23 protein-coding genes are annotated in these 22722 nt (G+C 32.5%); 11 read left to right on the top strand and 12 right to left on the bottom strand.

The window, feature by feature from the left end; translation table 11 throughout:
* Positions 1-167 precede the first annotated feature (167 nt).
* Genes B0I03_RS05490 through trhO form a run of 3 tightly spaced genes read right to left on the bottom strand, consistent with a single transcriptional unit; the run spans position 168 to position 2997 of the window.
* On the bottom strand, positions 168-398 hold the full coding sequence (locus B0I03_RS05490) for a ferredoxin (RefSeq protein ID WP_026725596.1): 231 nt from the start codon (positions 396-398) through the stop codon (positions 168-170).
* Complete coding sequence (locus B0I03_RS05495; RefSeq protein ID WP_111566463.1) at positions 398-1639, bottom strand: peptidase U32 family protein; 1242 nt, start codon at positions 1637-1639, stop codon at positions 398-400. The genes B0I03_RS05490 and B0I03_RS05495 overlap by 1 nt, the downstream gene beginning before the upstream one ends.
* Entirely contained in the window at positions 1639-2997 is a 1359-nt protein-coding gene (trhO, locus tag B0I03_RS05500; RefSeq protein ID WP_111566464.1) for an oxygen-dependent tRNA uridine(34) hydroxylase TrhO, read from the bottom strand. The genes B0I03_RS05495 and trhO overlap by 1 nt, the downstream gene beginning before the upstream one ends.
* A gap of 188 nt (positions 2998-3185) precedes the next feature.
* Between trhO and recA the strand changes: the two genes are divergently transcribed.
* From recA to B0I03_RS05520, 4 genes are all read left to right on the top strand, one after another.
* On the top strand, positions 3186-4190 hold the full coding sequence (gene recA, locus B0I03_RS05505; RefSeq protein ID WP_026725599.1) for a recombinase RecA: 1005 nt from the start codon (positions 3186-3188) through the stop codon (positions 4188-4190).
* Positions 4191-4281: 91 nt separating this feature from the next.
* Positions 4282-4683 carry a hypothetical protein gene (locus tag B0I03_RS05510; RefSeq protein ID WP_111566465.1) on the top strand — a complete coding sequence of 134 codons (402 nt, stop codon included), beginning with the start codon at positions 4282-4284 and terminating at the stop codon, positions 4681-4683.
* Positions 4684-4694: 11 nt separating this feature from the next.
* Positions 4695-5237: an RNA polymerase sigma factor gene (locus B0I03_RS05515; RefSeq protein WP_111566466.1), complete on the top strand. Its 543-nt coding sequence runs from the start codon at positions 4695-4697 to the stop codon at positions 5235-5237.
* On the top strand, positions 5234-6892 hold the full coding sequence (locus B0I03_RS05520; protein WP_111566467.1) for a hypothetical protein: 1659 nt from the start codon (positions 5234-5236) through the stop codon (positions 6890-6892). Before B0I03_RS05515 ends, B0I03_RS05520 begins: the two co-directional genes overlap by 4 nt.
* A gap of 89 nt (positions 6893-6981) precedes the next feature.
* Here B0I03_RS05520 and B0I03_RS05525 read toward each other — a convergent pair whose 3' ends face one another.
* The gene (locus tag B0I03_RS05525) at positions 6982-7722 is read right to left on the bottom strand and encodes a lysophospholipid acyltransferase family protein (RefSeq protein ID WP_111566468.1); all 741 of its coding nucleotides are present in this window, start codon (positions 7720-7722) and stop codon (positions 6982-6984) included.
* A 156-nt stretch (positions 7723-7878) separates the two neighbouring features.
* Between B0I03_RS05525 and trpS the strand changes: the two genes are divergently transcribed.
* A complete protein-coding gene (trpS, locus tag B0I03_RS05530; protein ID WP_111566469.1) occupies positions 7879-8847 on the top strand; it encodes a tryptophan--tRNA ligase in 969 nt (322 codons plus the stop codon).
* A 64-nt stretch (positions 8848-8911) separates the two neighbouring features.
* On the opposite strand, the gene dprA is transcribed toward trpS, so the two are convergent.
* The gene (gene dprA, locus B0I03_RS05535; RefSeq protein WP_111566470.1) at positions 8912-10015 is read right to left on the bottom strand and encodes a DNA-processing protein DprA; all 1104 of its coding nucleotides are present in this window, start codon (positions 10013-10015) and stop codon (positions 8912-8914) included.
* Between the two features lie 343 nt (positions 10016-10358).
* Here dprA and B0I03_RS05540 point away from each other — a divergent pair, with 343 nt between their 5' ends.
* The 3 genes from B0I03_RS05540 to B0I03_RS05550 all read left to right on the top strand — a co-directional run bounded on the left by B0I03_RS05540 (position 10359) and on the right by B0I03_RS05550 (position 13013).
* On the top strand, positions 10359-11300 hold the full coding sequence (locus B0I03_RS05540) for an HU domain-containing protein (RefSeq protein WP_111566471.1): 942 nt from the start codon (positions 10359-10361) through the stop codon (positions 11298-11300).
* Positions 11301-11398: 98 nt separating this feature from the next.
* Positions 11399-11911, top strand: a complete 513-nt coding sequence (locus tag B0I03_RS05545) for an acyl-CoA thioesterase (protein WP_111566472.1) — start codon at positions 11399-11401, stop codon at positions 11909-11911.
* A gap of 49 nt (positions 11912-11960) precedes the next feature.
* Positions 11961-13013, top strand: a complete 1053-nt coding sequence (locus B0I03_RS05550; protein ID WP_111566473.1) for a ferredoxin--NADP reductase — start codon at positions 11961-11963, stop codon at positions 13011-13013.
* 42 nt (positions 13014-13055) lie between these two features.
* Here B0I03_RS05550 and B0I03_RS05555 read toward each other — a convergent pair whose 3' ends face one another.
* Together B0I03_RS05555 and B0I03_RS05560 are read right to left on the bottom strand one after the other, a co-directional pair.
* The gene (locus B0I03_RS05555) at positions 13056-14093 is read right to left on the bottom strand and encodes a glycosyltransferase family 9 protein (protein ID WP_111566474.1); all 1038 of its coding nucleotides are present in this window, start codon (positions 14091-14093) and stop codon (positions 13056-13058) included.
* Between the two features lie 11 nt (positions 14094-14104).
* A complete protein-coding gene (locus B0I03_RS05560) occupies positions 14105-14710 on the bottom strand; it encodes a DUF4254 domain-containing protein (RefSeq protein ID WP_111566475.1) in 606 nt (201 codons plus the stop codon).
* A 73-nt stretch (positions 14711-14783) separates the two neighbouring features.
* On the opposite strand from B0I03_RS05560, the gene upp reads away from it, so the two are divergent.
* Complete coding sequence (gene upp / locus B0I03_RS05565; protein ID WP_111566476.1) at positions 14784-15437, top strand: uracil phosphoribosyltransferase; 654 nt, start codon at positions 14784-14786, stop codon at positions 15435-15437.
* On the opposite strand, the gene B0I03_RS05570 is transcribed toward upp, so the two are convergent.
* Positions 15432-16361 (bottom strand): DUF6427 family protein, encoded by a 930-nt coding sequence (locus B0I03_RS05570; RefSeq protein WP_111566477.1) that lies wholly within the window; start codon positions 16359-16361, stop codon positions 15432-15434. The genes upp and B0I03_RS05570 overlap by 6 nt on opposite strands.
* Before the next feature lie 46 nt (positions 16362-16407).
* Between B0I03_RS05570 and B0I03_RS05575 the strand changes: the two genes are divergently transcribed.
* The gene (locus B0I03_RS05575; RefSeq protein WP_111566478.1) at positions 16408-16638 is read left to right on the top strand and encodes a DUF6341 family protein; all 231 of its coding nucleotides are present in this window, start codon (positions 16408-16410) and stop codon (positions 16636-16638) included.
* Between the two features lie 20 nt (positions 16639-16658).
* Here B0I03_RS05575 and purD read toward each other — a convergent pair whose 3' ends face one another.
* Complete coding sequence (gene purD, locus B0I03_RS05580) at positions 16659-17930, bottom strand: phosphoribosylamine--glycine ligase (RefSeq protein WP_111566479.1); 1272 nt, start codon at positions 17928-17930, stop codon at positions 16659-16661.
* A gap of 112 nt (positions 17931-18042) precedes the next feature.
* On the opposite strand from purD, the gene B0I03_RS05585 reads away from it, so the two are divergent.
* Positions 18043-19353 carry a phenylacetate--CoA ligase family protein gene (locus B0I03_RS05585; protein WP_111566480.1) on the top strand — a complete coding sequence of 437 codons (1311 nt, stop codon included), beginning with the start codon at positions 18043-18045 and terminating at the stop codon, positions 19351-19353.
* Positions 19354-19639: 286 nt separating this feature from the next.
* Here the strand turns inward: B0I03_RS05585 and B0I03_RS05590 are convergent, their stop codons facing one another.
* From B0I03_RS05590 to B0I03_RS05600, 3 genes are read right to left on the bottom strand one after another with little or no spacing between them, the layout of a single operon-like run.
* Positions 19640-20392: a glycosyltransferase family 2 protein gene (locus tag B0I03_RS05590; protein ID WP_111566481.1), complete on the bottom strand. Its 753-nt coding sequence runs from the start codon at positions 20390-20392 to the stop codon at positions 19640-19642.
* Positions 20392-21735 carry an undecaprenyl-phosphate glucose phosphotransferase gene (locus B0I03_RS05595; protein WP_111566482.1) on the bottom strand — a complete coding sequence of 448 codons (1344 nt, stop codon included), beginning with the start codon at positions 21733-21735 and terminating at the stop codon, positions 20392-20394. Before B0I03_RS05595 ends, B0I03_RS05590 begins: the two co-directional genes overlap by 1 nt.
* A 3-nt stretch (positions 21736-21738) precedes the next feature.
* Positions 21739-22722 carry a UDP-glucuronic acid decarboxylase family protein gene (locus B0I03_RS05600; RefSeq protein ID WP_111566483.1) on the bottom strand — a complete coding sequence of 328 codons (984 nt, stop codon included), beginning with the start codon at positions 22720-22722 and terminating at the stop codon, positions 21739-21741.

Raw genomic sequence — 22722 nt, forward strand, 5'->3', positions numbered from 1 at the left:
TGTTGATTGTCCGTTTTTTGGACTACGTTTCTAAAATGTTTTTGAGCGTAAAGATATTGATTTTTTATGGAAACTTTCAAAAATCAATCTCGAAGTTCGCCAAAAAGAAAAAACCTATCTCATTATAAAACGAAATAGGTTTTCATATAGTATTGTAAAACAAAAAATTAAGTTTCTTTTACGGTAATAATATGCACTGGACAAGCTTTTGCAGCTAATTCACAATTTTCAACAATCGTATGGTCGGCCGATTTTAAAGTATGAAAACCTTTGGCATCAACCGATTTAATTAATACTGATTTTCCGTCTTTTTTTGACATTTGAAACTGAGCTGGCGCCATTTCAACACAATAATTGCAACCAATACATTTGTCTCTTTGAAGCGTAACAACGACCATTAGTTTTCAACAATTTTATACATTTTATCCGATAAACGAATGCGGAACGGCACTTTTAAAGTACAACTATCGCCTTTAGTTGCTTTTTCAGAAGTTACATCATTCACAAAGAAATCTTCTAAAATTAATTCTTGCGCTCCTGTTGATGGACCTGTGATTAAGATTTTATCACCTTTTTTAATGTCGTAAGCTTCAATTTTGAATTCAGCTATGCTTGATTTTGGGAAATAATGCATTCCTTTTCCAACGTAAACTTTTTTCTGAGTCGCATTAGAACCTGGATTGTCTGACCACTCGCCTAATTTTTGTCCCAAATAATAACCGCTCCAAAAACCACGATTATAAACCGTTGCTAAAGCTTCCATCCAAGTATTGATTTTTTCTTTAGTGAAAGTTCCTTCGTAATAAGAATCGATTGCTTCGCGATACGTTTTGATAACGGTTGCTACATAATCTGCAGCGCGTCCACGACCTTCAATTTTTAATACTTTGATACCTGAGTCGATTACTTGGTCAAGAAAATCTAACGTACATAAATCTTTTGGCGACATCATGTATTCGTTATCAATTTCGATTTCAAAACCTGACTCTTGGTCGATTACGGTATACTTTTTACGACAATTTTGTTTGCACGCACCACGATTGGCTGATGAATTATGCGAATGTAAACTCAAATAACATTTTCCTGAAACCGCCATACACAAAGCACCATGACCAAAGATTTCAATCTCTACTAAATTTCCACTTGGTCCTTTGATTTGTTCTTTTTCGATGTCATCGGTGATTTTCTTTACTTGACGCAAACTCAACTCGCGAGACAGAACAATTGTATCAGCAAACATCGCATAGAACTTTACAGTTTCGATGTTCGTAACATTCAATTGGGTAGAAATGTGCACTTCAATTCCCATGGTGCGAGCTGTCATAATAACTGCTTGATCAGATGCGATTACTGCTGTAATTCCTGCTTCTTTGGCTTTAGTTAAAAGTGTTTTTACAATCGATAAATCATGATCGTAAATAATGGTATTCAAAGTTAGATAGGTTCTAACGTTTTTTTCTTTGCAACGACGCGCAATTTCAGGTAAATCATCTAAAACGAAATTCACTGTTGCACGAGCTCGCATGTTTAATTGTTCGACACCAAAATAAATGGAATCGCAACCATTATCTAACGCCGCTTGCATGGATTCGAAATTTCCTGCAGGCGCCATTAATTCTATTCTTCCAGAAGTTGTCATTAGCTGATAATTTTAAATAATTTATCGGATAATCTTACTCTAAAAGGCACTTCAAATGTTATTTTATCGCCAACTTTTGCTGATGAATTTTCAGTTCCGTTTACGAACATTTTTTCTAAAACCATTTCTTGATTACCAGTTGTTGGTCCTGAAATTAGAATTCTGTCACCAACATTTAATTCTTGGTTTTCTATAACGAAAAGTCCCACTTGTGCTTTCACATAATAATGTTCGGCTTTACCAAGCAATACTTTTTTTACTTTTATTTTCTGACGAATGTCTTTTGTTTTTTCGGCTACAGCCAGAGGTTTATCCGAAAGTTCTCCTGAATGTTTGAATTTTAAATTTTCCGATTTTCCTTTTCGGAACACTTTATTACCCACTTGTTTTCCTCTACGAAGTTTTACTTGTTCGGCTAATGGCAAATGAGTAATTTCTAAACATTCGGTTGAACAACAATTTTCCATAGCTTCTTTACATTCGTCACATTGAATGAATAGTAAATGACAACCATCGTTCAAACAATTCGTGTGATTATCGCAAGGTTTTCCACATTGGTGACATTGCGAAACAATATCGTCGGTAATTCTTTCACCTAATCTGTGGTCGAAAACGAAGTTCTTTCCGATGAATTTACTTTCTAAACCTTCTTCTTTGATTTGTTTGGCGTAATTGATAATTCCACCTTCAAGCTGAAACACATTTTTAAAACCTTGATGTTTGAAATAAGCTGAAGCTTTCTCGCAACGAATTCCTCCTGTGCAATACATCACCAAGTTTTTATCTTCTTTGAAATCTTTTAATTGCTCATTAATGATAGGTAACGATTCACGAAAAGTTTCCACATCTGGAGTAATCGCACCTTTAAAATGACCGATTTCACTTTCGTAATGATTTCTGAAATCAACAACAATCGTGTTTGGATCTTCTAATATTTGATTAAATTCTTTGGCTTTTAAATGCACGCCGATATTGGTAACATCAAAAGTTTCATCATTCAAACCATCTGCTACAATTTTATCACGAACTTTTACGGTTAATTTTAAAAACGAATGGTCATCGTGTTCTACAGCGACATTCAAACGAATGCCACGCATAAAATCATACGCTTCTAAAGTTTCTCTAAAAGCTTCAAAGTTTTCGGCTGGAACCGACATTTGAGCATTGATACCTTCTTTGGCTACATAGGTACGACCAAGAGCGTCGAGTTTGTTCCATTCTATAAATAAATCGTCGCGAAATTTTTTGGGATCTTCAATTTTGGCATACGCATAGAAAGATAATGTAAGACGTTGTTTTCCGGCTTCATCAATTAATTGAGCTCTTTCTTCTGCGCTTAAGGTGTTATACAGTTGCATGCTATAAACGTTTAAGTGAGAAATATATTTTGAATTCTAAATGGAAGAATTCGGGCACAAAGGTAATAAAATTGATTAGAAATCAAATCTTTAAATGAATTGCAAAACATATTAACAATTTTTGGCACAATTGAAAAAAGCTGTATTTTTACAAAAAAAGAATTGTAATCAATTTAAAGCCAAATATTATGAGTTCAGACAAAGAAGCAAAATTAAAAGCCTTACAACTAACATTAGACAAACTTGACAAAACATACGGAAAAGGAACCGTAATGAAACTAGGTGATAGCGCTGTTGAAGAAGTAGAAGCTATTCCTACAGGTTCGTTAGGTGTTGATTTAGCGCTTGGAGTAAATGGATATCCAAGAGGAAGAATCATAGAAATCTACGGTCCAGAATCGTCAGGTAAAACTACGTTAACATTACACGCCATAGCTGAAGCTCAAAAAGCAGGAGGAATTGCAGCATTTATTGATGCAGAACATGCATTTGACCGTTTTTATGCTGAGAAATTAGGCGTTGATATCGACAACTTAATTATTTCGCAACCTGATAATGGTGAACAAGCATTAGAAATTGCGGAAAGTTTAATTCGTTCAGGAGCGGTTGATGTTGTAGTAATTGACTCGGTTGCTGCTTTAACACCAAAAAGTGAAATTGAAGGCGACATGGGTGATTCTAAAATGGGATTGCACGCACGTTTAATGTCGCAAGCGTTGAGAAAATTAACGGGAACGATTCACAAAACAAACTGTACAGTTTTCTTCATTAACCAATTACGTGATAAAATTGGAGTAATGTTTGGAAGCCCTGAGACTACAACTGGAGGAAATGCCTTGAAATTTTATGCATCAGTTCGTATTGATATTCGTAAATCAACACAAATTAAAGATGGTGAAAACGTTATTGGTAATAGAACTAAAGTTAAAATTGTAAAAAATAAAGTTGCTCCACCATTTAGAACGGCAGAATTTGACATTATGTATGGTGAAGGAATTTCAAAAGTAGGTGAAGTTTTAGACTTAGCTGTAGAATTTGAAATCATCAAAAAAAGTGGTTCATGGTTTAGTTACGGAGAAACTAAATTAGGTCAAGGTCGAGATGCTGTAAAAGCATTAATCAAAGACAATCCAGAATTAATGGATGAACTTGAACAAAAAATTAAAGAGCTTATCAAAGAAAATAACGCTTAAAATTAAATCACGCCTTGAGCGTGATTTTTTTTGTAATTTAACGCAACCTTTTTTGAAAAAATTAATCTACTAAATATAATAATCAATAAAAATGAAAAAATTAGTTTTATTAATAAGTATTCTTTTTTTATTCAATTCTTGTGAACTCGAAGAAAATAGCTTCACAGTTGAAGTTTTACCTGTTCATTCTGTTGAAATGCCTACAGAATTTGTCTTAGGAGAAACTTATCCTATAACTATGCAATATTACAGACCAACAAATTGTCACTCTCCTTATGGTATTTATTACGATAAAGAATTAAACATAAGAACTTGTGCAATTAAAAATTTGGTTGAAGGAAGAGGCAATTGTGCTCCTGTTGAAAACATATTAGTTGAAGAAACTTTTAATTTTCATGTTACAAATACAGGAAACTATATTTTTAAATTTTGGACAGGTCTCGATGACGAAGGAAATGACACTTTTATGACATATGATATTCCTGTAAATTAACATGTAAGAAATTGATTATAGAGCAACTTATACATGAATGTAGTAACAACAATACTAAAGCACAAGAGCAGATTTATCGCTTATTAGCGCCAAAATTGTTTTCTGTGTGTTTGAAATATTCGCGTAATTACGAAGAAGCTCAAGACAATTTACAAGAAAGTTTTTTAATCATTTTTGAAAAAATAAAACAATATAAAAACACGGGTTCCTTTGAAGGTTGGGCCAAAAGAGTTACCATTAATTACGTTTTACAGCAATATAGAAAACAAAATATTTTTGAAATTGTTTCTGAAAAAATTGCTGACGAAGAGGAAATTGAAATTGATGATGACAACATCAGTTTAGAATTTTTAACTAAGATTATTCAAGAATTACCAGATAGATATCGATTGGTTTTTAACTTATATGTTTTAGATGGATATTCTCATAAAGAGATTGCCGAGATGTTAGAAATCAACATCGGAACATCAAAATCAAATTTAGCTAGAGCAAAAGCTATTTTGAAAAGTAAGATAGAATCAAATAACAGTTTTGAGGTAAAAAAAAGTAAATGAAAGACAATAAAAATATAGAACGATTATTTCAAGAGAAATTCAAAGATTTTGAAGCTTTACCGCCTCAAGATTCTTGGGATATTATTGCAAGTCGTTTAAATGAGAAAAAGAAGAAGAAAAGAATTGTACCTATTTGGTTTCAATTTTCGGGGATTGCCGCTTCGTTGTTCATAATCGGGGCTTTAATTTGGAATTTCTCTGGTGAAAATAATTCAACAGAAATTCCAAATTCTAACAACACAATAGTAAACACCGAAGATGCTAAAGGAAACTCAAATAATTCAAACATTACTTCGCCTAATAATGAAGCTATTGTTTATGATTCACAATCAAACGAAGAAAGTTTAGATAAAAAAACTAACAACTCAACCAATCAATATAATGAAAAATTGATTGATGAAAAATTAGTTAATTCTAAGCTTAAAAACAATTCCAGTAGAAGAAACGGATTGGTTTCAAACGGTAAATTAGAAAACAATATTAATGCAAATTCAAATCAAAAAGGATTTAAAAAAGGTAAAAACAATTTCAAAAAACAATCATCTTCTGAAATAAATTCTGAAAACGTTTTTGTAGCAAATACAGAAAAAAACAAGGCAAAAAGAAAATCAAAATCGAAGTCAAATAAAAATAATTCTGCTTTTGAAAACCTATTTGATGATAATAACGTAGTTAATAATAGTAGAGAAGATAAAATCTCAATTAACAAAGAAACAATTGATGCTTTTTTTGAAAATAAAACATCAAACACAACAACAATAACTAATAATGATTCTATTACAAAACAAACAAACAATTCAGATGTTGTTGTTTCCAATGAAATCATTACTCAAGATAGTACGCTAGTGGCTGAAGTTTCTAAAGAAACAAATCCGCTAGAAGAATTGCTTAAAGAAAAAGAGGCTGGGAAAAATGAAGATGAAAAAGAAGAAAAAAGAAGTAAATGGGCGATTAGCACTAACGCGTCGCCTGTTTATTTCAACTCCTTAGCACAAGGATCTTCAATTGACCAACAATTTGATTCGAATAGTAAAAATTATGCAACAACTTTAAGTTTAGGTATAGCTGGAAGTTACGCAATAAACAACAAATTAAGTATAAAAACAGGGGTTAACAATATCAACATTAGCTACAATACTAACGATGTTTTATTTGATGCACGAATGAATAATGTTGAAAACAATATCCCTACAATATCAAGAAATCCTGAAGCATCTAATATGGTGTTTTCGTCAAAAGCTAATGTAGTAGAAACGCTATCAGGTGATGTGGAAAATGTAATTATTGAAAACAATGTAGGGGCGTTACAACAAAACATCAGTTATATTGAAGTTCCTTTAGAATTAAGTTACAAATTATTGGATAAAAAATTTGGTATAGAAGTGATTGGAGGAATGAGTACCTTATTTTTAAATCAAAATAACATTTCGTTAGTGGCAAACGGTATCGAAATGGAAGTAGGAAGAGCAAATAATTTAAACAGCATACATTTTAGTAGTAATGTCGGTTTGGGTTTTAAATACTCGTTTTGGAAAAGCTTTAATGCTAATTTTCAGCCTATGTTTAAATACCAGATCAATACGTTTAGTGAAAATTCCGGTAACTTCAAGCCTTATTTTATAGGCTTGTATACCGGAATTAGTTTTAGTTTTTAAGCTTTGTTGGTTAAGCTTAAATTTATAGTTAAGTTGTTTCATTTTTAGTTAAAATGAAACTGAGAAAGTCCAAATGCGTTTGGACTTTTTTATTTTAAATCCTCCAATAAAGGTTGTAAAATAATTTCTCTTACTTGTTGTTTCAGAGCGTTTTTATCTTCTAAGGTTTTACCTTTCGTTTCAATTATTGGATAAATTTTAGCGCGCATTTTTCCTGGACTTCCACTAAAAAAAGTATATGAAAAACGTTTTTTGTTATCGAAAAATACCATTGGAACAATTGGTAAACCATGTTCTAAAGCAATTCTGAAAGCGCCGTCTTTAAATTCGTCTAATACTATATGTTCTTCGGGAACACCACCTTCAGGAAAAATACAAATACTTAATCCTTGATGAATTCTCTTTTGAGCACGTTCAAAAACTTGATAACGACTTTTACTATTGCTTCTATCAACTAAAATACAAACGCGTTTATAGATAAATCCAAAAATCGGAATCTTCGCCAATTCCTTCTTTCCTACAAAAACAAACGGATGATTTTTAACTACAATCAACATCAACATAATATCGGTCATTGAAGTATGATTGGCCACTAACATATAACTTTTGCCATCTTCAAAAACTTCATCGCCTTCGATAGAATAATTAAATCCCATTCCAATTAAAATAATCTTAGACCATATCCTTGCGATTTTAAAAAATAAAGGATACGTTTTTTCGCTTAAAATCGTAGCCAAAATAAACGGAAACAATACAATAATTGGAACTAAAACCAAGATATAAAACCAAATGCGATATAGAAGAGTAAGCGGATATTTTAAAAATTTCATTAAGCGTGATTATTTGATTTCCAAAAGTAATCATTTTAATAAAACACATCTCTTTTTACTTTTCTGTTTTTGCTTTACATTTGCAATTCGATTTAATAATTAAAAACTTTGCGAAGCTTTGCGAATAACTTTGCGTCTTTGCGTTAAAACTTAACAATGGCAAAAATCTTAACCGGAGTTCAAAGTACTGGAACACCACACTTAGGTAATTTATTAGGAGCAATTATTCCTGCTATTCAAATGGCAAACAATCCTGATAACGAGTCTTTTCTTTTCATTGCCGATTTGCATTCGATTACGCAAATCAAAAATGGAGCAGAATTAAGACAAAATACGTATAGTGTTGCGGCGGCTTGGCTGGCGTGTGGTTTAGACACAAATCGTGTGGTTTTTTATCGCCAATCAGATGTTCCTCAAACTACTGAGCTTTCTTGGTATTTGAGTTGCTTTTTTCCGTTCCAACGTTTAACATTAGCGCACTCTTTCAAAGATAAAGCGGATAGATTAGATGATGTAAATGCAGGATTATTTTCGTATCCGATGTTAATGGCGGCTGATATTTTATTATATGATGCCGAATTCGTTCCTGTTGGAAAAGATCAATTACAACATTTAGAAATTACACGTGATGTAGCTTCGAGATTCAATCATCAAATGGGTGAAACCTTTGTATTACCTGAAGCGAAAATCGACGAACAAATCATGATTATTCCGGGAACAGACGGACAAAAAATGAGTAAATCGAGAAACAATTTTATCAATATCTTTTTAGATGATAAAGCGTTACTAAAACAAATCAAAACCATTGAAACTGATAGCACACCTCTTGAAGAACCAAAAAATCCAGATACTTGTAACGTGTTTGCATTATACAAATTATTAGGTTCTACAGAAGAAGTAGCCGATTTGCGTACCAAATACGAAGCTGGAAATTACGGCTACGGTCACGCGAAACAAGCTTTATTTGAATTAATCGTTGAAAAATTCAAAACCGAAAGAGAAAAATACAATTACTATAGCAACAACTTAGAAGAAGTAGATAAATTATTACTCGAAGGTGCCGCAAAAGCAAGTACTGTAGCAAATGGCGTTTTAAAAAGAGTTAGAGAGAAGTTGGGTTATTAAGAAAACTCAACTTTAAATAAAAAAAACCTCAAAGTTTAGAAGTCTATATTTTGAGGTTTTTTTATCAAACCACCTCAAACATCTTACCTGGCAAAGGACGAATCACACCTTTTAATTCCATATTTAACAAAATGGAAGAAATGCGATAAATAGGAAAATCACATTCTAAGGCGATAATGTCCATCATTTCTTTTCCTGTTTTTTGAAGGTAATCGTAAATGATTTGTTCTTCTTCGGTTAAGGTGACGAACAATTGTTTTTGTACTACTTTTTGAGATTCGCGTTGCAATTCCCAATTCAAAATATACACCAAATCAGCTGCCGAAGTAAGCAAATTGGCTCGTTGTGTTTTAATCAAATTATTGCAACCTTGACTGTATTTATCAGTCGTTCTTCCTGGAACTGCAAACACATCTCGGTTGTAATCGTTGGCTAAATTAGCTGTAACTAACGAACCGCCTCTTTCAGCGCTTTCAATTACGATGGTAGCTTCGCTAATGCCGGCAACAATCCGATTTCGTTTGATGAAATTTTCTTTATCGGGATTACTGGTACTCCAAAATTCGGTTAAAAAACCGCCGTTTTGTTCCATTTTTGCCATGTACTTTTTGTGTGTTTTCGGATAAATTTGATTCAATCCGTGAGCTAAAACGCCGATAGTTTGCAAACCACAATCCATTGCTATTTGATGTGCATAAATATCCACGCCGTAAGCAAACCCACTAACAATTATTGGATTTAATGGTGAAATTTCTTCAATCAATTTCTTAGTAAATTCCATGCCATACGTCGTAATTTGACGTGTTCCGACAATACTAATGATTCTTCTATTCTGTAAATCGATATTTCCCGCTTGGAATAAAAGTACGGGACTATCGTAACAATGTTTTAATCGTTCGGGATAGTTTTCTTCTTGAAAATAGGTAGTGGAAATGTTTTCTTGTGCGATGAATTTGAGTTCTGCTTCCGCTTTTGCAAATACCGATTTGTCTTGTAAATTTTTAATTACAACCGAGCCAATGCCGTCAATTTTTTGAAGTTGGGATTTTTTTGAAGCGAAGACTTCTGTAGCATTTCCGCAATGTTGGATGAGTTTTTTGGCGATTACATCTCCTACTCCTTCCACTTGCATGAGCGCAAGCGTGTGGTACAATTCTGACTGTGTCATGGCGTGTATAAAATTTATTTGGCGTATAATTGAAGAACAAAAATAGTAGTTTTTAAGAATAATCCAAAGGTTTTTACCACATAGAAACATAGAAAATTATCTTAACCGCACAAGACATTCCATTTTACATAGAAAACAAAGACCAAGAAAGAAAATGAAAACCTAAATATCCCGAAGTTTCGGGACTGATGGGAGAGGCACCGTGTAGAGCGGACAGCAGGAACAAGGAAATCAAGAAAGCCCAAGCCATTCGCTTCCAATTATTTACATTTAAAATCGCAATTGTTAATAATTTTTGTTGATAAAATTTTGATATTGCTATTGATTATCTAACTTTGTTGTTATGCAGATAGAAAAACACATATCCGACTTACTATATCGTTATCAGTGCGTTACTGTTCCTGGCTTTGGTGCTTTTTTAACCGAAACTGTGTCCGCTCACGTTACGGGAAGTGCAAGTTCGTTTTTTCCACCTAAAAAAGTGGTTTCGTTTAATGCGAATGTAAAAAACAATGATGGTTTATTAGCAAATCATGTGGCATTACAAGAAAAAATGTCCTATGAATTAGCTGTAATCAAAATTGGTGATGTGGTGAACGAATGGACGTATTTGTTACAAAACCGCAATCGTGTGGTGTTGAAAAACATTGGCGAAATTTCGGTTAACAATGAAATGAATTGGGTTTTTGAACCAGCAAATACCGTTAATTATTTAACGGATTCGTTTGGTTTGAGCAGTTTTGTTTCTCCTGAAATTACAAGAGAAGTTTTAAAACAAGAAGTAGAAGCTTTAGAAGAAAAAGCGCCAATTATTTTTACTCCTGAAAGAAAAAGAGATTACTCGTATTTGAAATATGTAGCTGTTTTTGTAGTGATGTTGGGTGCTGGTGGTTTTGGTTATAAAACGTATTATGACCAACAAATTGAAACGAAAACATTAGCCGTTCAGAAAAATGTACAAGAAAAAGTACAACAACAAATTCAACAAGCGACTTTTGTAATTAGCGCTCCGGTTGAAGCGGTTGAATTAAGTGTAGCTGCTCCTGTTGAAGAAAAAATGCCTTATCATTTAGTGGCTGGCGCTTATAGAAGTGAAGAAAATGCTAACAAAGCGATTACTGAACTAAAAGCCGCTGGTTTTGAAAATGCTAAGATGCTTCCGATGAACAAACACAACTTATACCCTGTGGTTTATGGAAGTTTCAAAAACTTAAACGAGGCTCAAACTGAAAGAAAAAACATCCAAAAATCACATAATGCTGAAGCTTGGTTGTTAATCGAATAAATTTTTAACACTTTGCGTAATAATTATTAAAATCCCTTTTTTGGGATTTTTTTTTGCATATAATATTCGAAAACCTCATTATCTTTGTAAAAAAAACAATGCAACCAAAATTTCCTTCAGAATCGGTAACTACTTTAACCGACTTAGTTTTACCAGGTGAAACGAATCCATTGAACAACTTATTTGGTGGAGAATTGCTAGCGCGTATGGACAGAGCAGCGAGTATTACTGCAAGAAGACACTCACGTAGAATTTGTGTAACGGCATCTGTGAATCACGTGGCGTTTAACAGAGCTATTCCGTTAGGAAGTGTAGTAACTGTTGAATCGAAAGTTTCCAGAACATTCAACACTTCTATGGAAATTTTTATTGATGTTTGGATTGAAGACAGAGAATCAGGAATTAAAAATAAAGCGAACGAAGCTATCTATACTTTTGTTGCAGTTGATGAAACCGGAAGACCAATTCCAGTTCCACCAATTGAACCAGAAACCGAATTAGAAAAACAACGTTACGAAGCAGCATTAAGAAGAAAACAACTAAGCTTAGTGTTAGCTGGAAAAATGAAACCAAGCGAAGCAACGGAATTAAAAGCGTTGTTTATGGAATAAATTGAGAACCTTCGGGTTCTTTTTTTTATTTTTGTAAAAAATAAATCACATGTCATCATTTTATAAATTAAGCATTAAAGAAATCATCAAAGAAACTGCTGATGCAGTTTCGATTCTTTTTAATGTTCCAGACGAATTAAAATCGTATTATCAATTCGTTGCTGGACAATACGTAAACTTAAAAATCACACTTGACGGACAAGAAATTAGAAGAGCGTATTCGATTTGTTCATCACCAAAAAGTGGCGAATTACGAATTGCTGTTAAAGCTATACAAAACGGATTCTTCTCAAAATTTGCGAATGAAAAATTAGCCGTTGGAAACGTAATCGAAGTTGGAACTCCAGAAGGAAAATTCACTTTCGAACCTAAAGCAGAACGTCAGAAAAACTATGCAGCTTTCGTGGCTGGAAGTGGAATTACGCCTGTTTACTCGATTTTAAAATCAGTTTTAGAAGAAGAGCCAAATAGTACTTTTGTTTTGGTTTACGGAAATAAATCTGAAAAAGATACCATTTTCCACAACCAATTACACGATTTGCAATTGCAATATGTAGGACGTTTGTTTGTGCAATATGTGTACAGTCAATCCACTGCTGATAATGCTTTGTTTGGCAGAATTGATAAATCAACCGTAAATTTCATCTTGAAAAACAAACATGCCGAAATGGAGTTTTCAAAATTCTATCTGTGCGGACCTGAAGAGATGATTAATTTGGTTTCGGATACATTGAAAGAAAACAATATTTCAGATTCAGATATTAAATTCGAATTGTTCTCTACTTCTTCAAGCGAAGGAGAAACCGTTGCAAGCGCTGATGGTCACACTAAAATTTCTATTTTAGTTGATGATGAAGAAACGACTTTCGAAATGAGTCAAAAGCAAACTTTATTAGAAGCGGCTTTGAAACAAGGTTTGGATGTTCCATATTCTTGTCAAGGCGGAATTTGCAGCAGTTGTATTTGTAGAATTACAGAAGGTGAAGCAGTCTTGAAAAAGAACCAAATTTTAACCGATGCCGAAATTGCAGAAGGATTAACATTAGCTTGTCAGGCACATCCAACTACAGCTACGATTAAGATTGATTTTGATGATGTATAATCGTTGAAATTCCAAATAATAAATTCTAAATTCCAATTTTATCTAGGTAAGATTGGAATTTATTTTTTCAATAACTTGAGTTGGTAAAATCGTTCTCATCACGCCTTCATAACCTTCCACTTTTTTGTTTCCATAAATGGAAGTTGGTAATAATGGATATTGAGTTCTATCTGAAGTCAAGCAAAAATCATCAGGTTGATTGAAAGGTTTGAAACCAGCATAAGGATGCGTTGCTCCCCAAAGCGTAATGACTTTTACACCTAACATCGCAGCAATATGTGCATTTCCAGAATCCATGGAAAGCATGGTATCTAAATTGGAAATCACTTCTAACTCTTGTTTGAATTTTAATTTTCCAGCTAAAACAATTACGTTTTCGTGTTGGTTTTGTAATTGATTTAGCAACTGAATTTCTTTCTCACCACCTCCGAATAAGAAGATTTTTTGGTTTTTATTTTCAGCCAAACCATCAATTACTTGTTGCATTAAATCCAAATGATAAACTTTACTTTCATATTGTGCAAAAGGTGCAACTCCAATCCAATTTTGATTTTTATTTCCAGTAATTGAGATGATTTCTTCCGACAGATTAGCCTTTTCTGGAAATTGCGGATTCGATAAATCAATTGAAAATCCAAGTTGTTTGAACGTTTCTATATGTCTTTCGACCATTGATTTTACTGGAGCAAAAACTTTGTTGGTTAAACTCGTTAAGGCTTTCTTTTCGGCTCTTCCTTTATCGGTTGCTGCGACTTTTTTTCCGCTTAAAGCGAATAAGGTTCGAACAACTTTAGAACGAAGTACATTGTGTAAATCGGCAACCAAATCAATATTTAATTTACGCAAATCGGAAAATAATCGAAGTAATCCTAAGAATCCTTTATGACGTTCTTTCAAATCCACACCAAAGAAATTCACATTCGGAATTCCGTCAAAAAATGATTGGAAAAATGGTCGGGAAACTACCGTAATTTTTACTTCGGGATATTGCAAAACTAAGGCTCTCAACACAGGAACTGTCATTGCGACATCACCCATGGCTGAGAGCCTTATTACCAATATGTGTTTTGGTTTAGACATCAATTTGATGACTATTTTTTATTTTGATACAACACTGGATTTAACTCCTCGTCGTTGTACATTTTCATTTGTTTGTACACTTTCATGTATTTGTCACCCGCTTCAATATCTTCGATTAATTGACTAATTGAAGTAAACATATCGTTCTTTTGGTCTAACAATACATTCAATTTTTCTTGACATTTTGCTCTGTGTTCAGCCGTTGCTTCTGCACGAGTTGCTTCTTCGTTCATGTGGTAAATTTTCAAAGCCAAAATCGATAAACGGTCAATTGCCCATGCTGGACTTTCCGTATTGATTTTTGCATTTGGTTTTACTTGGACATCTTTGTATTTATCTAAGAAATAGCTATCGATGTATTCCACCATATCCGTACGAACTTGATTCGAAGCATCGATTTTACGTTTTAAATCTAAAGCTGCAACTGGATCAATATTTGGATCACGAACGATATCTTCGTAATGCCATTGCACCGTGTCTACCCAATTTTTTGCAAACAACAAATATTCAATAGTTCCTTTTTCGAAAGGATTTACAACTGGTTGATACACATCGTCAATAATGTGATATGTTTTGATACTTTGTTCAAAAATGGGAAATGCAAATTCAGCAAACATAATTATAGCTTTAAAATTGATACAAAAATAGCGATTTTTTGTACTTTTATCCTGAAAATAAAAAATAAATCCAATGCACATTAATTATATCTCAGAGCAAAATAGTATTCTTAATCATTTCTTGGCGCAAATTCGTGATGTAAACATCCAAAAAGACAGCATGCGTTTTAGAAAAAATATTGAGCGTATTGGAGAAATAATGGCGTATGAATTAAGTAAAACACTTGATTACAAAAACATTGATGTGCAAACACCACTTGGTATCAAACACACCACAACTATTGCCGAACCTGTAGTTTTATGTTCGATTCTTCGCGCTGGTTTAGCTTTACATCAAGGTTTTATGAGCTTTTTTGATAATGCAGAAAACGGATTTGTTTCGGCTTATCGTCATCATTATGACAACGATGATAAATTTGAAATTTTAGTGGAATATCAAGCAGCTCCATCTTTCGAAGGAAAAAATTTGATTTTAATTGATCCAATGTTAGCTACTGGACAATCATTAGTAGCCGTTTTACATAAATTACATTTGGAACAAAAACCAAAAGAAATTCACATTGCGGTTGTTATCGCGACTCCAGAAGGAATTGAATACTTAGAAAAAAACGTTCCAGAAAATTGTCACTTATGGGTAGCGGCTTTAGATGAAAAATTGAACGAACACAACTACATCGTTCCAGGTTTAGGTGATGCAGGAGATTTAGCTTACGGAATTAAATTATAATTGCATTACAAAGAAGAAAACACCAAAAGCCAATAAAGAATAGACAACAATTTCTTTCACTAAATTATTTTCAATTTTTTCGATAAAATTTGCGCCAATAATAGCTAAAGGACCAAAACAGAACGCTAAACTTCCGTTGTTTTTATTGGCTGAAAGTACGTAAATTCCAACTCCAAGAATAAAAGAAAATAAAATTGTTTTATGAGATGATTGCATATTCAAAGCTTTATTTGGCACATCAAAAACATGTAAAACAAATGCAAATAAACTCAATGATGTAAATGTTGCCAAAGCAATTCGTTGGTAAATATTATCAAAGTAATAAAAATCAAAACTGATATACGTTTTATCTAACAAGGTACTCATTAATGTATTGTCCAAAATACTATTCGCAAGGAAAAATAAAATGGTTACCGCGAATAGTGCGATGAAAGGAATAATCCAATTTCGGTAATCTTTTGAAACGTGAAGAATAACCGCAATGAAAACTAAAATAATATAAAAAATACTCCAAAAGTGAAATAATGCTGCCAGGAAAATCCAAAATGAAGCATCAAAAATTTTCTCTTTTGTTTGTAATAAAGATTTCAAAGAAATTAATCTTCTTAATGCCAAAAGCAATAAGAAATTGGAAATAATGATATTTTTATTCTGGAAAATAGACGAAAAAAACAGAAGAAAAATAAAAAACAACAATAAGGCGTAATTGTTTCCTTTGGTTAATCCGTTCTTGAGCGTAATGAAATTTAAAATGAATAATGAAGCAAAAAGAAGTAAGTATAAACCAAACTCTTCAGCATAGTAAATCCAATTAGCATTAGATTGTGCCAGCGCTATTATCTTCACAGAAAAGAAAAATAGCGATAAAATACCTACTACTAAATAATTAAATGGTCTTGTTTTACTAAAAATGCTTGCTAACATTAGAATATTTTATATTTTTGTGGTGTAAATATAATACTTTATCAAAATGAAATCATTTTTTGAAGGAATACAATCACTTTTCGTAGATTTTTTATTCTTACCAATGGATTGGTTAAGAGAACTAGAATTAACTAATTGGTGGACTGCAAATATCTTAAACTGGATTTTTATTATTATCTGTTGTGCAGCTATGACTTATTGGATTAAGCAATTGAACATCTTCAAAGCAAATAATGAAGATGAGCAAGATACTACTGCACACTCATTTTTAAAATAATCTTAAGATATTAGCAAGGATTATAAATCCTTACCAATATCGTTTCTAAAATACATCTTATCAAATTGTAGTTTTGCTATACTTTGATAAGATTTTTTTATGGCTTCTTGAAAGTCATTTCCATACGAAGTTACAGCAATTACGCGACCTCCATTAGTCACAACTTTTCCGTTTTCTAATTTTGTTCCTGCATGAAATGGAATTGAATCGGTGATGTTTTCCAATCCGAAAATCTCTTTCCCTTTTTCATAATCTTCAGGATAACCGCCTGAAACTATCATAATAGTTGTAGCTGCTCTTTCATCTATTTCCAATGTGATTTTCTCTAACTCTTGGTTTCCTATTGCTTCAAAAATTTCAACTAAATCACTTTTTAATCTTGGCATCACTACCTCTGTTTCTGGATCGCCCATACGAACGTTGTATTCGATAACCATTGGTTCGCCTTTCACGTTGATTAATCCAATGAAAACAAATCCTTTGTATTCAATTCCGTCTTTTTGTAAACCTGCGATGGTTGGTTTTACAATTCGAGTTTCAATTTTTTCTAATAAAACTGCATCGGCAAATGGAACTGGAGATACTGCACCCATTCCACCTGTATTCAATCCTGTGTCGCCTTCTCCGATTCGTTTATAATCTTTTGCTGTTGGTAATACTTTATATGATTTTCCGTCGGTTAAAACGAAACAGCTTAATTCGATTCCGTCTAAGAATTCTTCGATGACTACTTTTGAACTTGCTTGCCCAAATTTAGCTCCAACTAACATATTTCGTAATTCGGTTTTCGCTTCTTCTAAATCAGATAAGATTAAAACACCTTTTCCTGCAGCTAATCCATCTGCTTTTAAAACGTAGGGCGCTTCTAAAGTTTCTAAAAATTGACAACCTTGCTCTACGGTTTCTTTGGTGAAACTTTCGTAACGGGCGGTTGGAATGTTGTGTTTTACTAAAAATTCTTTGGCAAACTCTTTACTTCCTTCTAATTGTGCTCCCACTTTTGATGGTCCGATTACTGGAATGTGATTAATTTCTGCATCATTTTTGAAGAAATCATAAATTCCTAAAACCAATGGATCTTCTGGACCAACCACTACCATTTCTACTTTTTCTTGAAGAACAAATGTTTTCACCGCTTCAAAATCATTCGGATTTAAAGCTACATTTTTTGCTATCGATGCTGTTCCTGCATTTCCAGGTGCAACAAAAAGAAAAGAACATTTTGAAGATTGAAGCATTTTCCAAGCCAGTGCGTGTTCGCGACCGCCAGAACCAAGTAGTAAAATAGTCATTTTGTGTGTTGTTATGTTGTTTGGCAAAAGTACTATTTCTTAGGAAGAAAGAAAAAAGAAAAAAGAAGAAAGATTATTTTCAGATTTATTACTTTTGGATAAATTCCAACAAATGTTCAACTTGTTTCATCTTTCTTTAAAATTAAGCGGTTTTCCAATAGCGAAAGCCCAAGCTGATTTTGAGAAAATTCTACAAATTTCAGAAGCAGATTATCCGGATTATCTCGAAACTAAAAAGCGAGAAATTGTAGAATTTCATTTGAAAAACAATGCTTTTTATCAAAATTTGGTTGGAAAAGAAAGCTTTGAAAAATGGAATGATTTACCCGTTCTGACCAAAAAAGATTTACAAAAATCATTAAAAGACAGACTTTCCAAAGGTTATTCTGAGAAAACTGTTTTTATAAATAAAACTTCGGGTTCGAGTGGTGATCCATTTGTTTTCGCGAAAGACAAAGAGGCTCATGCGATTACTTGGGCTTCAATTATTTATCGTTTTGGTTGGTATGGTGTTGATTTTAATTCGTCGTATCAAGCGCGATTTTATGGAATTCCGTTGGATTTTATTGGGTACAGAAAAGAGCGTTTGAAAGACTTTTTAAGCAAAAGATATCGTTTCCCAATTTTTGATTTATCTGATAAAGTTTTAGAGGGTGTTTTGGAACATTTTAAAACGAAAAAGTTTGATTATATAAATGGTTACACGAGTTCGATTGTGCTTTTTGGAAAATATTTACAAGCGAGAAATATTGTTCTAACCGATGTTTGCCCAACGTTGAAAGTTTGTATGGTGACTTCGGAAATGTTGTTTGAAGAAGACAAAATCTTGCTTGAAAAACATTTGGGAATTCCCGTTGTAAATGAATATGGTGCTTCGGAATTAGATTTAATTGCTTTTCAAAATATTAATGACGAATGGCAAGTGAATTCAGAAACCTTATTTGTAGAAATTTTAGATGAAAATAATCATCCCGTTCCGTATGGAAAAGAAGGAAAAGTAGTGATTACTTCCTTGTATAACAAAGCGCATCCGTTTATTCGTTATGAAATTGGCGATGTTGGAATTTTGGATGAAAAAAGCACATTGAAAAAACCAATTCTGAAAAAATTAATTGGAAGAACTAGTGATGTAGCACTTTTACCAAGTGGAAAAAAATCGCCAGGATTAACGTTTTACTACGTTACTAAAAGTATTATTGAAGACGACGGAAATGTAAAAGAATTTATTGTACGCCAAACCAAATTAGATAGTTTTGAAATTGATTATGTGAGTTCGGTAGAATTGACTTCAGAACAAATTCAAGAAATTGAAAAAGCAATTGCGAAATATTTAGAGCCGGGATTGCATTTTACTTACAATCGAAAAGAAGTTTTAGAACGCACGAAACGAGGAAAATTGAAGCAATTTCAGTCGATGCTTTGAGCTTAAACACAAATTTCACGAATTAGCACAAATTATTTTTTTTGTAAAATCTTTAAAAGCGAAGCTTCTTAAATCAACTTCATTAAATTTTGAGAACTTTGCGAAAAACTTAAAAACTTTGCGTTAAAAACAAACATGAATTTCACGAATTAACTCAAATTACCCTTTACGTTAAACCTTTCAAAGCGAAGCTTCTTTAATTAACTTAATTAGACTTTGCATACTTTGCGTTAAACTTTAAAACTTTGCGTTAATAAAAAACACAAATTTCACGAATTGGCACGAATTAATTTCTATACTTCATAAAACCTCTATACATCCAATGCAACATGTAATAAATGGATTGGAAAACATTAAGCTTTTCAACTTCTCTATAAAATTGCCATTGGTATTTAATTAAATCCGATTTTTTTCTGGAAAGTGAGTTTTCTCTGATTCTGTAAATTGCTTGCGTTTCTTGGATTCCATGTGCGAATGGAATTACTTTCAAATAGTTCAACCACAATCCCATGTCTTGACGTTTTCGGATGAGTGGCATGTATTTTTTGCCTAACTTTTTAATATCCAAAAATGCCGTTAAACAACTTATTGAGTTGGACTTTAAAATATCGGTATACGAGACTTTATTGGGAACAATAAAATCAGAATAGACAAATTCTAATTGCTCATTAGCTCTTTTGTAAGATGAAAACACAAACGGAATTCCGGTTTCTTGAATGGTTTTGATGTTGTTTTCGATGAAGGTTGGGAACCAGATATCATCGGCATCAATGAACGTCATATAATCTCCAGAGGCTTTTTCAATTCCCGTATTTCGGGCTACTGCTGGACCAGAATTCTGACTTAACTTATGAAATTGGATACGGCTATCGTTTTCGATAATAGATAAAACTACAGTTTCCGTTTCATCAGATGAACCATCATCTACAATAATCATTTCCCAATTTTGGTAGGTTTGATTTTGCACGGATTGAATGGTTTCAGCAATAAATTTTGCGGAATTATAGGATGGTGTAATTATAGAAACTAAAGCGTTCATTAGTAGGCTTTTTCCTCTCCTTTAAAGATATTTATCACTGTTTGGATAATGATCTTTAAATCCATCCATATTGACCAATTCTCTATATAGAAAACATCATACTTAATTCTATTAACCATATCTTCATCTGTTTCGATTTCACCTCTAAAACCTCTAACTTGAGCTAAACCAGTTACTCCTGGGCTAACATGATGACGAATCATATACTTTTTTACTTTAGTACCATATACTTTATTTTGAGCCCACAAATGAGGTCTAGGACCAACAACAGACATATCTCCAAGCAAAACATTGAAAAATTGTGGTAGTTCATCAATACTTGTTTTACGAATAAACTTACCTATTTTTGTTACTCTTGGATCATTTCTTGTGGCTTCTTTTTCAGTAGTTTTATTGATCATCATTGATCTAAACTTATAACATAGAAAATCTTTTTCTTTAAATCCGGGTCTATTTTGCTTGAAAAAAATGGGGCCTCTTGATTCTATTTTTATTAATAACCCTAAAATAATAGTTAACCATGATAAAATAAAAATGATTACAAATAGAGAAAAAACAATATCAAAACTTCTTTTCAATCTACTATTAACCTCTATTTCTAATGGGATTTTTCTAAGAACTATAATTGGTATTATACCATAATATTGTACCGCTAAATTTCTATACAAAGTACTCTTATTATCTGGAATAAGCCTTAGTGTTATGAAATTATTATCGGTAAATTCAATTAAATTTTCTGTTTCATTTTTAGATAAGTCATCCAATGATGCATAAACTTCTTCTATCTTGTTCTCTGAAATAAATTCAAAAATATTTTGTACAGATAAGGTTTTATCTTTTTTAACATCAAAATGTCTAACGATTACATATCCTAAATAAGGATTTTGAGTAAAATAATTAACTAATTCAGCTGTATTTTGTTTCGAACCAATAATAATAACGCTTCGAATATTTCCTCTGTAATGAACTCTATATTTTTTTAGCAGAAAAAAAACTAAAAACTTAAAAAAACCCACTAGAATAAAAGAAACTAAAATATAAGTAAAAATTTCCTTAGTCGTTACAAACTTATATTTAAACCCTACATATGCAAAGGTTATTAACGAAATAAAAAGAAATTGTTTGAGTAATTTGGTAAAAATTGTGGTTTCTTTTGTGGTTCTATATACTTCATAAAAACCAATATAATAAGCCACAACTAGCCAAAAGGTTGACAAAATCAAATGATAACCAATGTTACTCATCGCAGACCTAAGACATACCAAAACCAATAGGTTTATGACTAATAAATCTATGAAAATAATAATTGGTCTAATATATTTGGAATATCTTCCTTTTTGCATGGATTAATGAATATATTTTGAAAAATCTTTGTGTTCTTCTTTTAATAATTCTTCAGAAGAAAGTGTTTTAAAATATTCATACGTAATTTTCATCCCTTCAGATCTTGACACTTTTGCCTCCCAACCTAAAATTTCTCTTGCTTTCGTAGTATCAGGTTGTCTTTGCATTGGGTCGTTAATTGGAAGTGGATGATATACTACTTTCTGATTAGTGCCTGTCAATTTAATAATTTCTTCCGCAAAATCTTTAATGGTAATTTCATCTGGATTCCCAATATTAACAGGTAAATGATAATCTGAATGTAATAATCTGAAAATACCTTCCACCTGATCATCTACATAACAGAAAGAACGTGTTTGACTTCCGTCCCCAAAAATAGTTAAATCTTCACCTCGAAGTGCTTGTCCTATAAACGCTGGAATCACACGACCGTCGTTTAATCGCATTCTTGGTCCGTATGTATTAAAAATTCTAACAATTCTAGTTTCTACACCATGAAAAGTATGATATGCCATGGTTATAGACTCCTGAAAGCGTTTTGCCTCATCATAAACACCTCTAGGACCAATGGTGTTTACATTACCATAATATTCTTCTGTTTGTGGGTGAACCAATGGATCTCCGTAAACTTCAGATGTAGATGCGATTAAAATTCTTGCTTTTTTCACACGAGCTAAACCTAATAAATTATGTGTTCCTAATGAACCCACTTTTAAGGTTTGGATTGGAATTTTTAAATAATCTATTGGACTTGCTGGTGATGCAAAGTGCAAAATATAATCTAATTTACCAGGAACATGAACAAACTTGGTAATGTCATGGTGGTAAAATTCGAAGTTTTGAAGTTTAAAAAGATGTTCAATATTTTTTAAATCGCCAGTAATTAAGTTATCCATTCCGATAACAAAATAACCTTCTTTAATAAATCTATCGCAAAGATGTGAGCCAAGAAAACCCGCTGCACCTGTAATTAATATTCTTTTCAT

Origin of the sequence: Flavobacterium aquaticum (assembly GCF_003259835.1) — a bacterium.
Taxonomy (GTDB): domain Bacteria; phylum Bacteroidota; class Bacteroidia; order Flavobacteriales; family Flavobacteriaceae; genus Flavobacterium; species Flavobacterium aquaticum.

Excerpts from the sequence above, each read along its gene's own strand:
- B0I03_RS05490 (WP_026725596.1), bottom strand. The coding sequence starts at position 398 with ATGGTCGTTGTTACGCTTCAAAGAGACAAATGTATTGGTTGCAATTAT.
- B0I03_RS05495 (WP_111566463.1), bottom strand. The coding sequence starts at position 1,639 with ATGACAACTTCTGGAAGAATAGAATTAATGGCGCCTGCAGGAAATTTC.
- trhO (WP_111566464.1), bottom strand. The coding sequence starts at position 2,997 with ATGCAACTGTATAACACCTTAAGCGCAGAAGAAAGAGCTCAATTAATT.
- recA (WP_026725599.1), top strand. The coding sequence starts at position 3,186 with ATGAGTTCAGACAAAGAAGCAAAATTAAAAGCCTTACAACTAACATTA.
- B0I03_RS05510 (WP_111566465.1), top strand. The coding sequence starts at position 4,282 with ATGAAAAAATTAGTTTTATTAATAAGTATTCTTTTTTTATTCAATTCT.
- B0I03_RS05520 (WP_111566467.1), top strand. The coding sequence starts at position 5,234 with ATGAAAGACAATAAAAATATAGAACGATTATTTCAAGAGAAATTCAAA.
- B0I03_RS05525 (WP_111566468.1), bottom strand. The coding sequence starts at position 7,722 with ATGAAATTTTTAAAATATCCGCTTACTCTTCTATATCGCATTTGGTTT.
- trpS (WP_111566469.1), top strand. The coding sequence starts at position 7,879 with ATGGCAAAAATCTTAACCGGAGTTCAAAGTACTGGAACACCACACTTA.
- dprA (WP_111566470.1), bottom strand. The coding sequence starts at position 10,015 with ATGACACAGTCAGAATTGTACCACACGCTTGCGCTCATGCAAGTGGAA.
- B0I03_RS05540 (WP_111566471.1), top strand. The coding sequence starts at position 10,359 with ATGCAGATAGAAAAACACATATCCGACTTACTATATCGTTATCAGTGC.
- B0I03_RS05545 (WP_111566472.1), top strand. The coding sequence starts at position 11,399 with ATGCAACCAAAATTTCCTTCAGAATCGGTAACTACTTTAACCGACTTA.
- B0I03_RS05550 (WP_111566473.1), top strand. The coding sequence starts at position 11,961 with ATGTCATCATTTTATAAATTAAGCATTAAAGAAATCATCAAAGAAACT.
- B0I03_RS05555 (WP_111566474.1), bottom strand. The coding sequence starts at position 14,093 with ATGTCTAAACCAAAACACATATTGGTAATAAGGCTCTCAGCCATGGGT.
- B0I03_RS05560 (WP_111566475.1), bottom strand. The coding sequence starts at position 14,710 with ATGTTTGCTGAATTTGCATTTCCCATTTTTGAACAAAGTATCAAAACA.
- upp (WP_111566476.1), top strand. The coding sequence starts at position 14,784 with ATGCACATTAATTATATCTCAGAGCAAAATAGTATTCTTAATCATTTC.
- B0I03_RS05570 (WP_111566477.1), bottom strand. The coding sequence starts at position 16,361 with ATGTTAGCAAGCATTTTTAGTAAAACAAGACCATTTAATTATTTAGTA.
- B0I03_RS05575 (WP_111566478.1), top strand. The coding sequence starts at position 16,408 with ATGAAATCATTTTTTGAAGGAATACAATCACTTTTCGTAGATTTTTTA.
- purD (WP_111566479.1), bottom strand. The coding sequence starts at position 17,930 with ATGACTATTTTACTACTTGGTTCTGGCGGTCGCGAACACGCACTGGCT.
- B0I03_RS05585 (WP_111566480.1), top strand. The coding sequence starts at position 18,043 with ATGTTCAACTTGTTTCATCTTTCTTTAAAATTAAGCGGTTTTCCAATA.
- B0I03_RS05590 (WP_111566481.1), bottom strand. The coding sequence starts at position 20,392 with ATGAACGCTTTAGTTTCTATAATTACACCATCCTATAATTCCGCAAAA.
- B0I03_RS05595 (WP_111566482.1), bottom strand. The coding sequence starts at position 21,735 with ATGCAAAAAGGAAGATATTCCAAATATATTAGACCAATTATTATTTTC.
- B0I03_RS05600 (WP_111566483.1), bottom strand. The coding sequence starts at position 22,722 with ATGAAAAGAATATTAATTACAGGTGCAGCGGGTTTTCTTGGCTCACAT.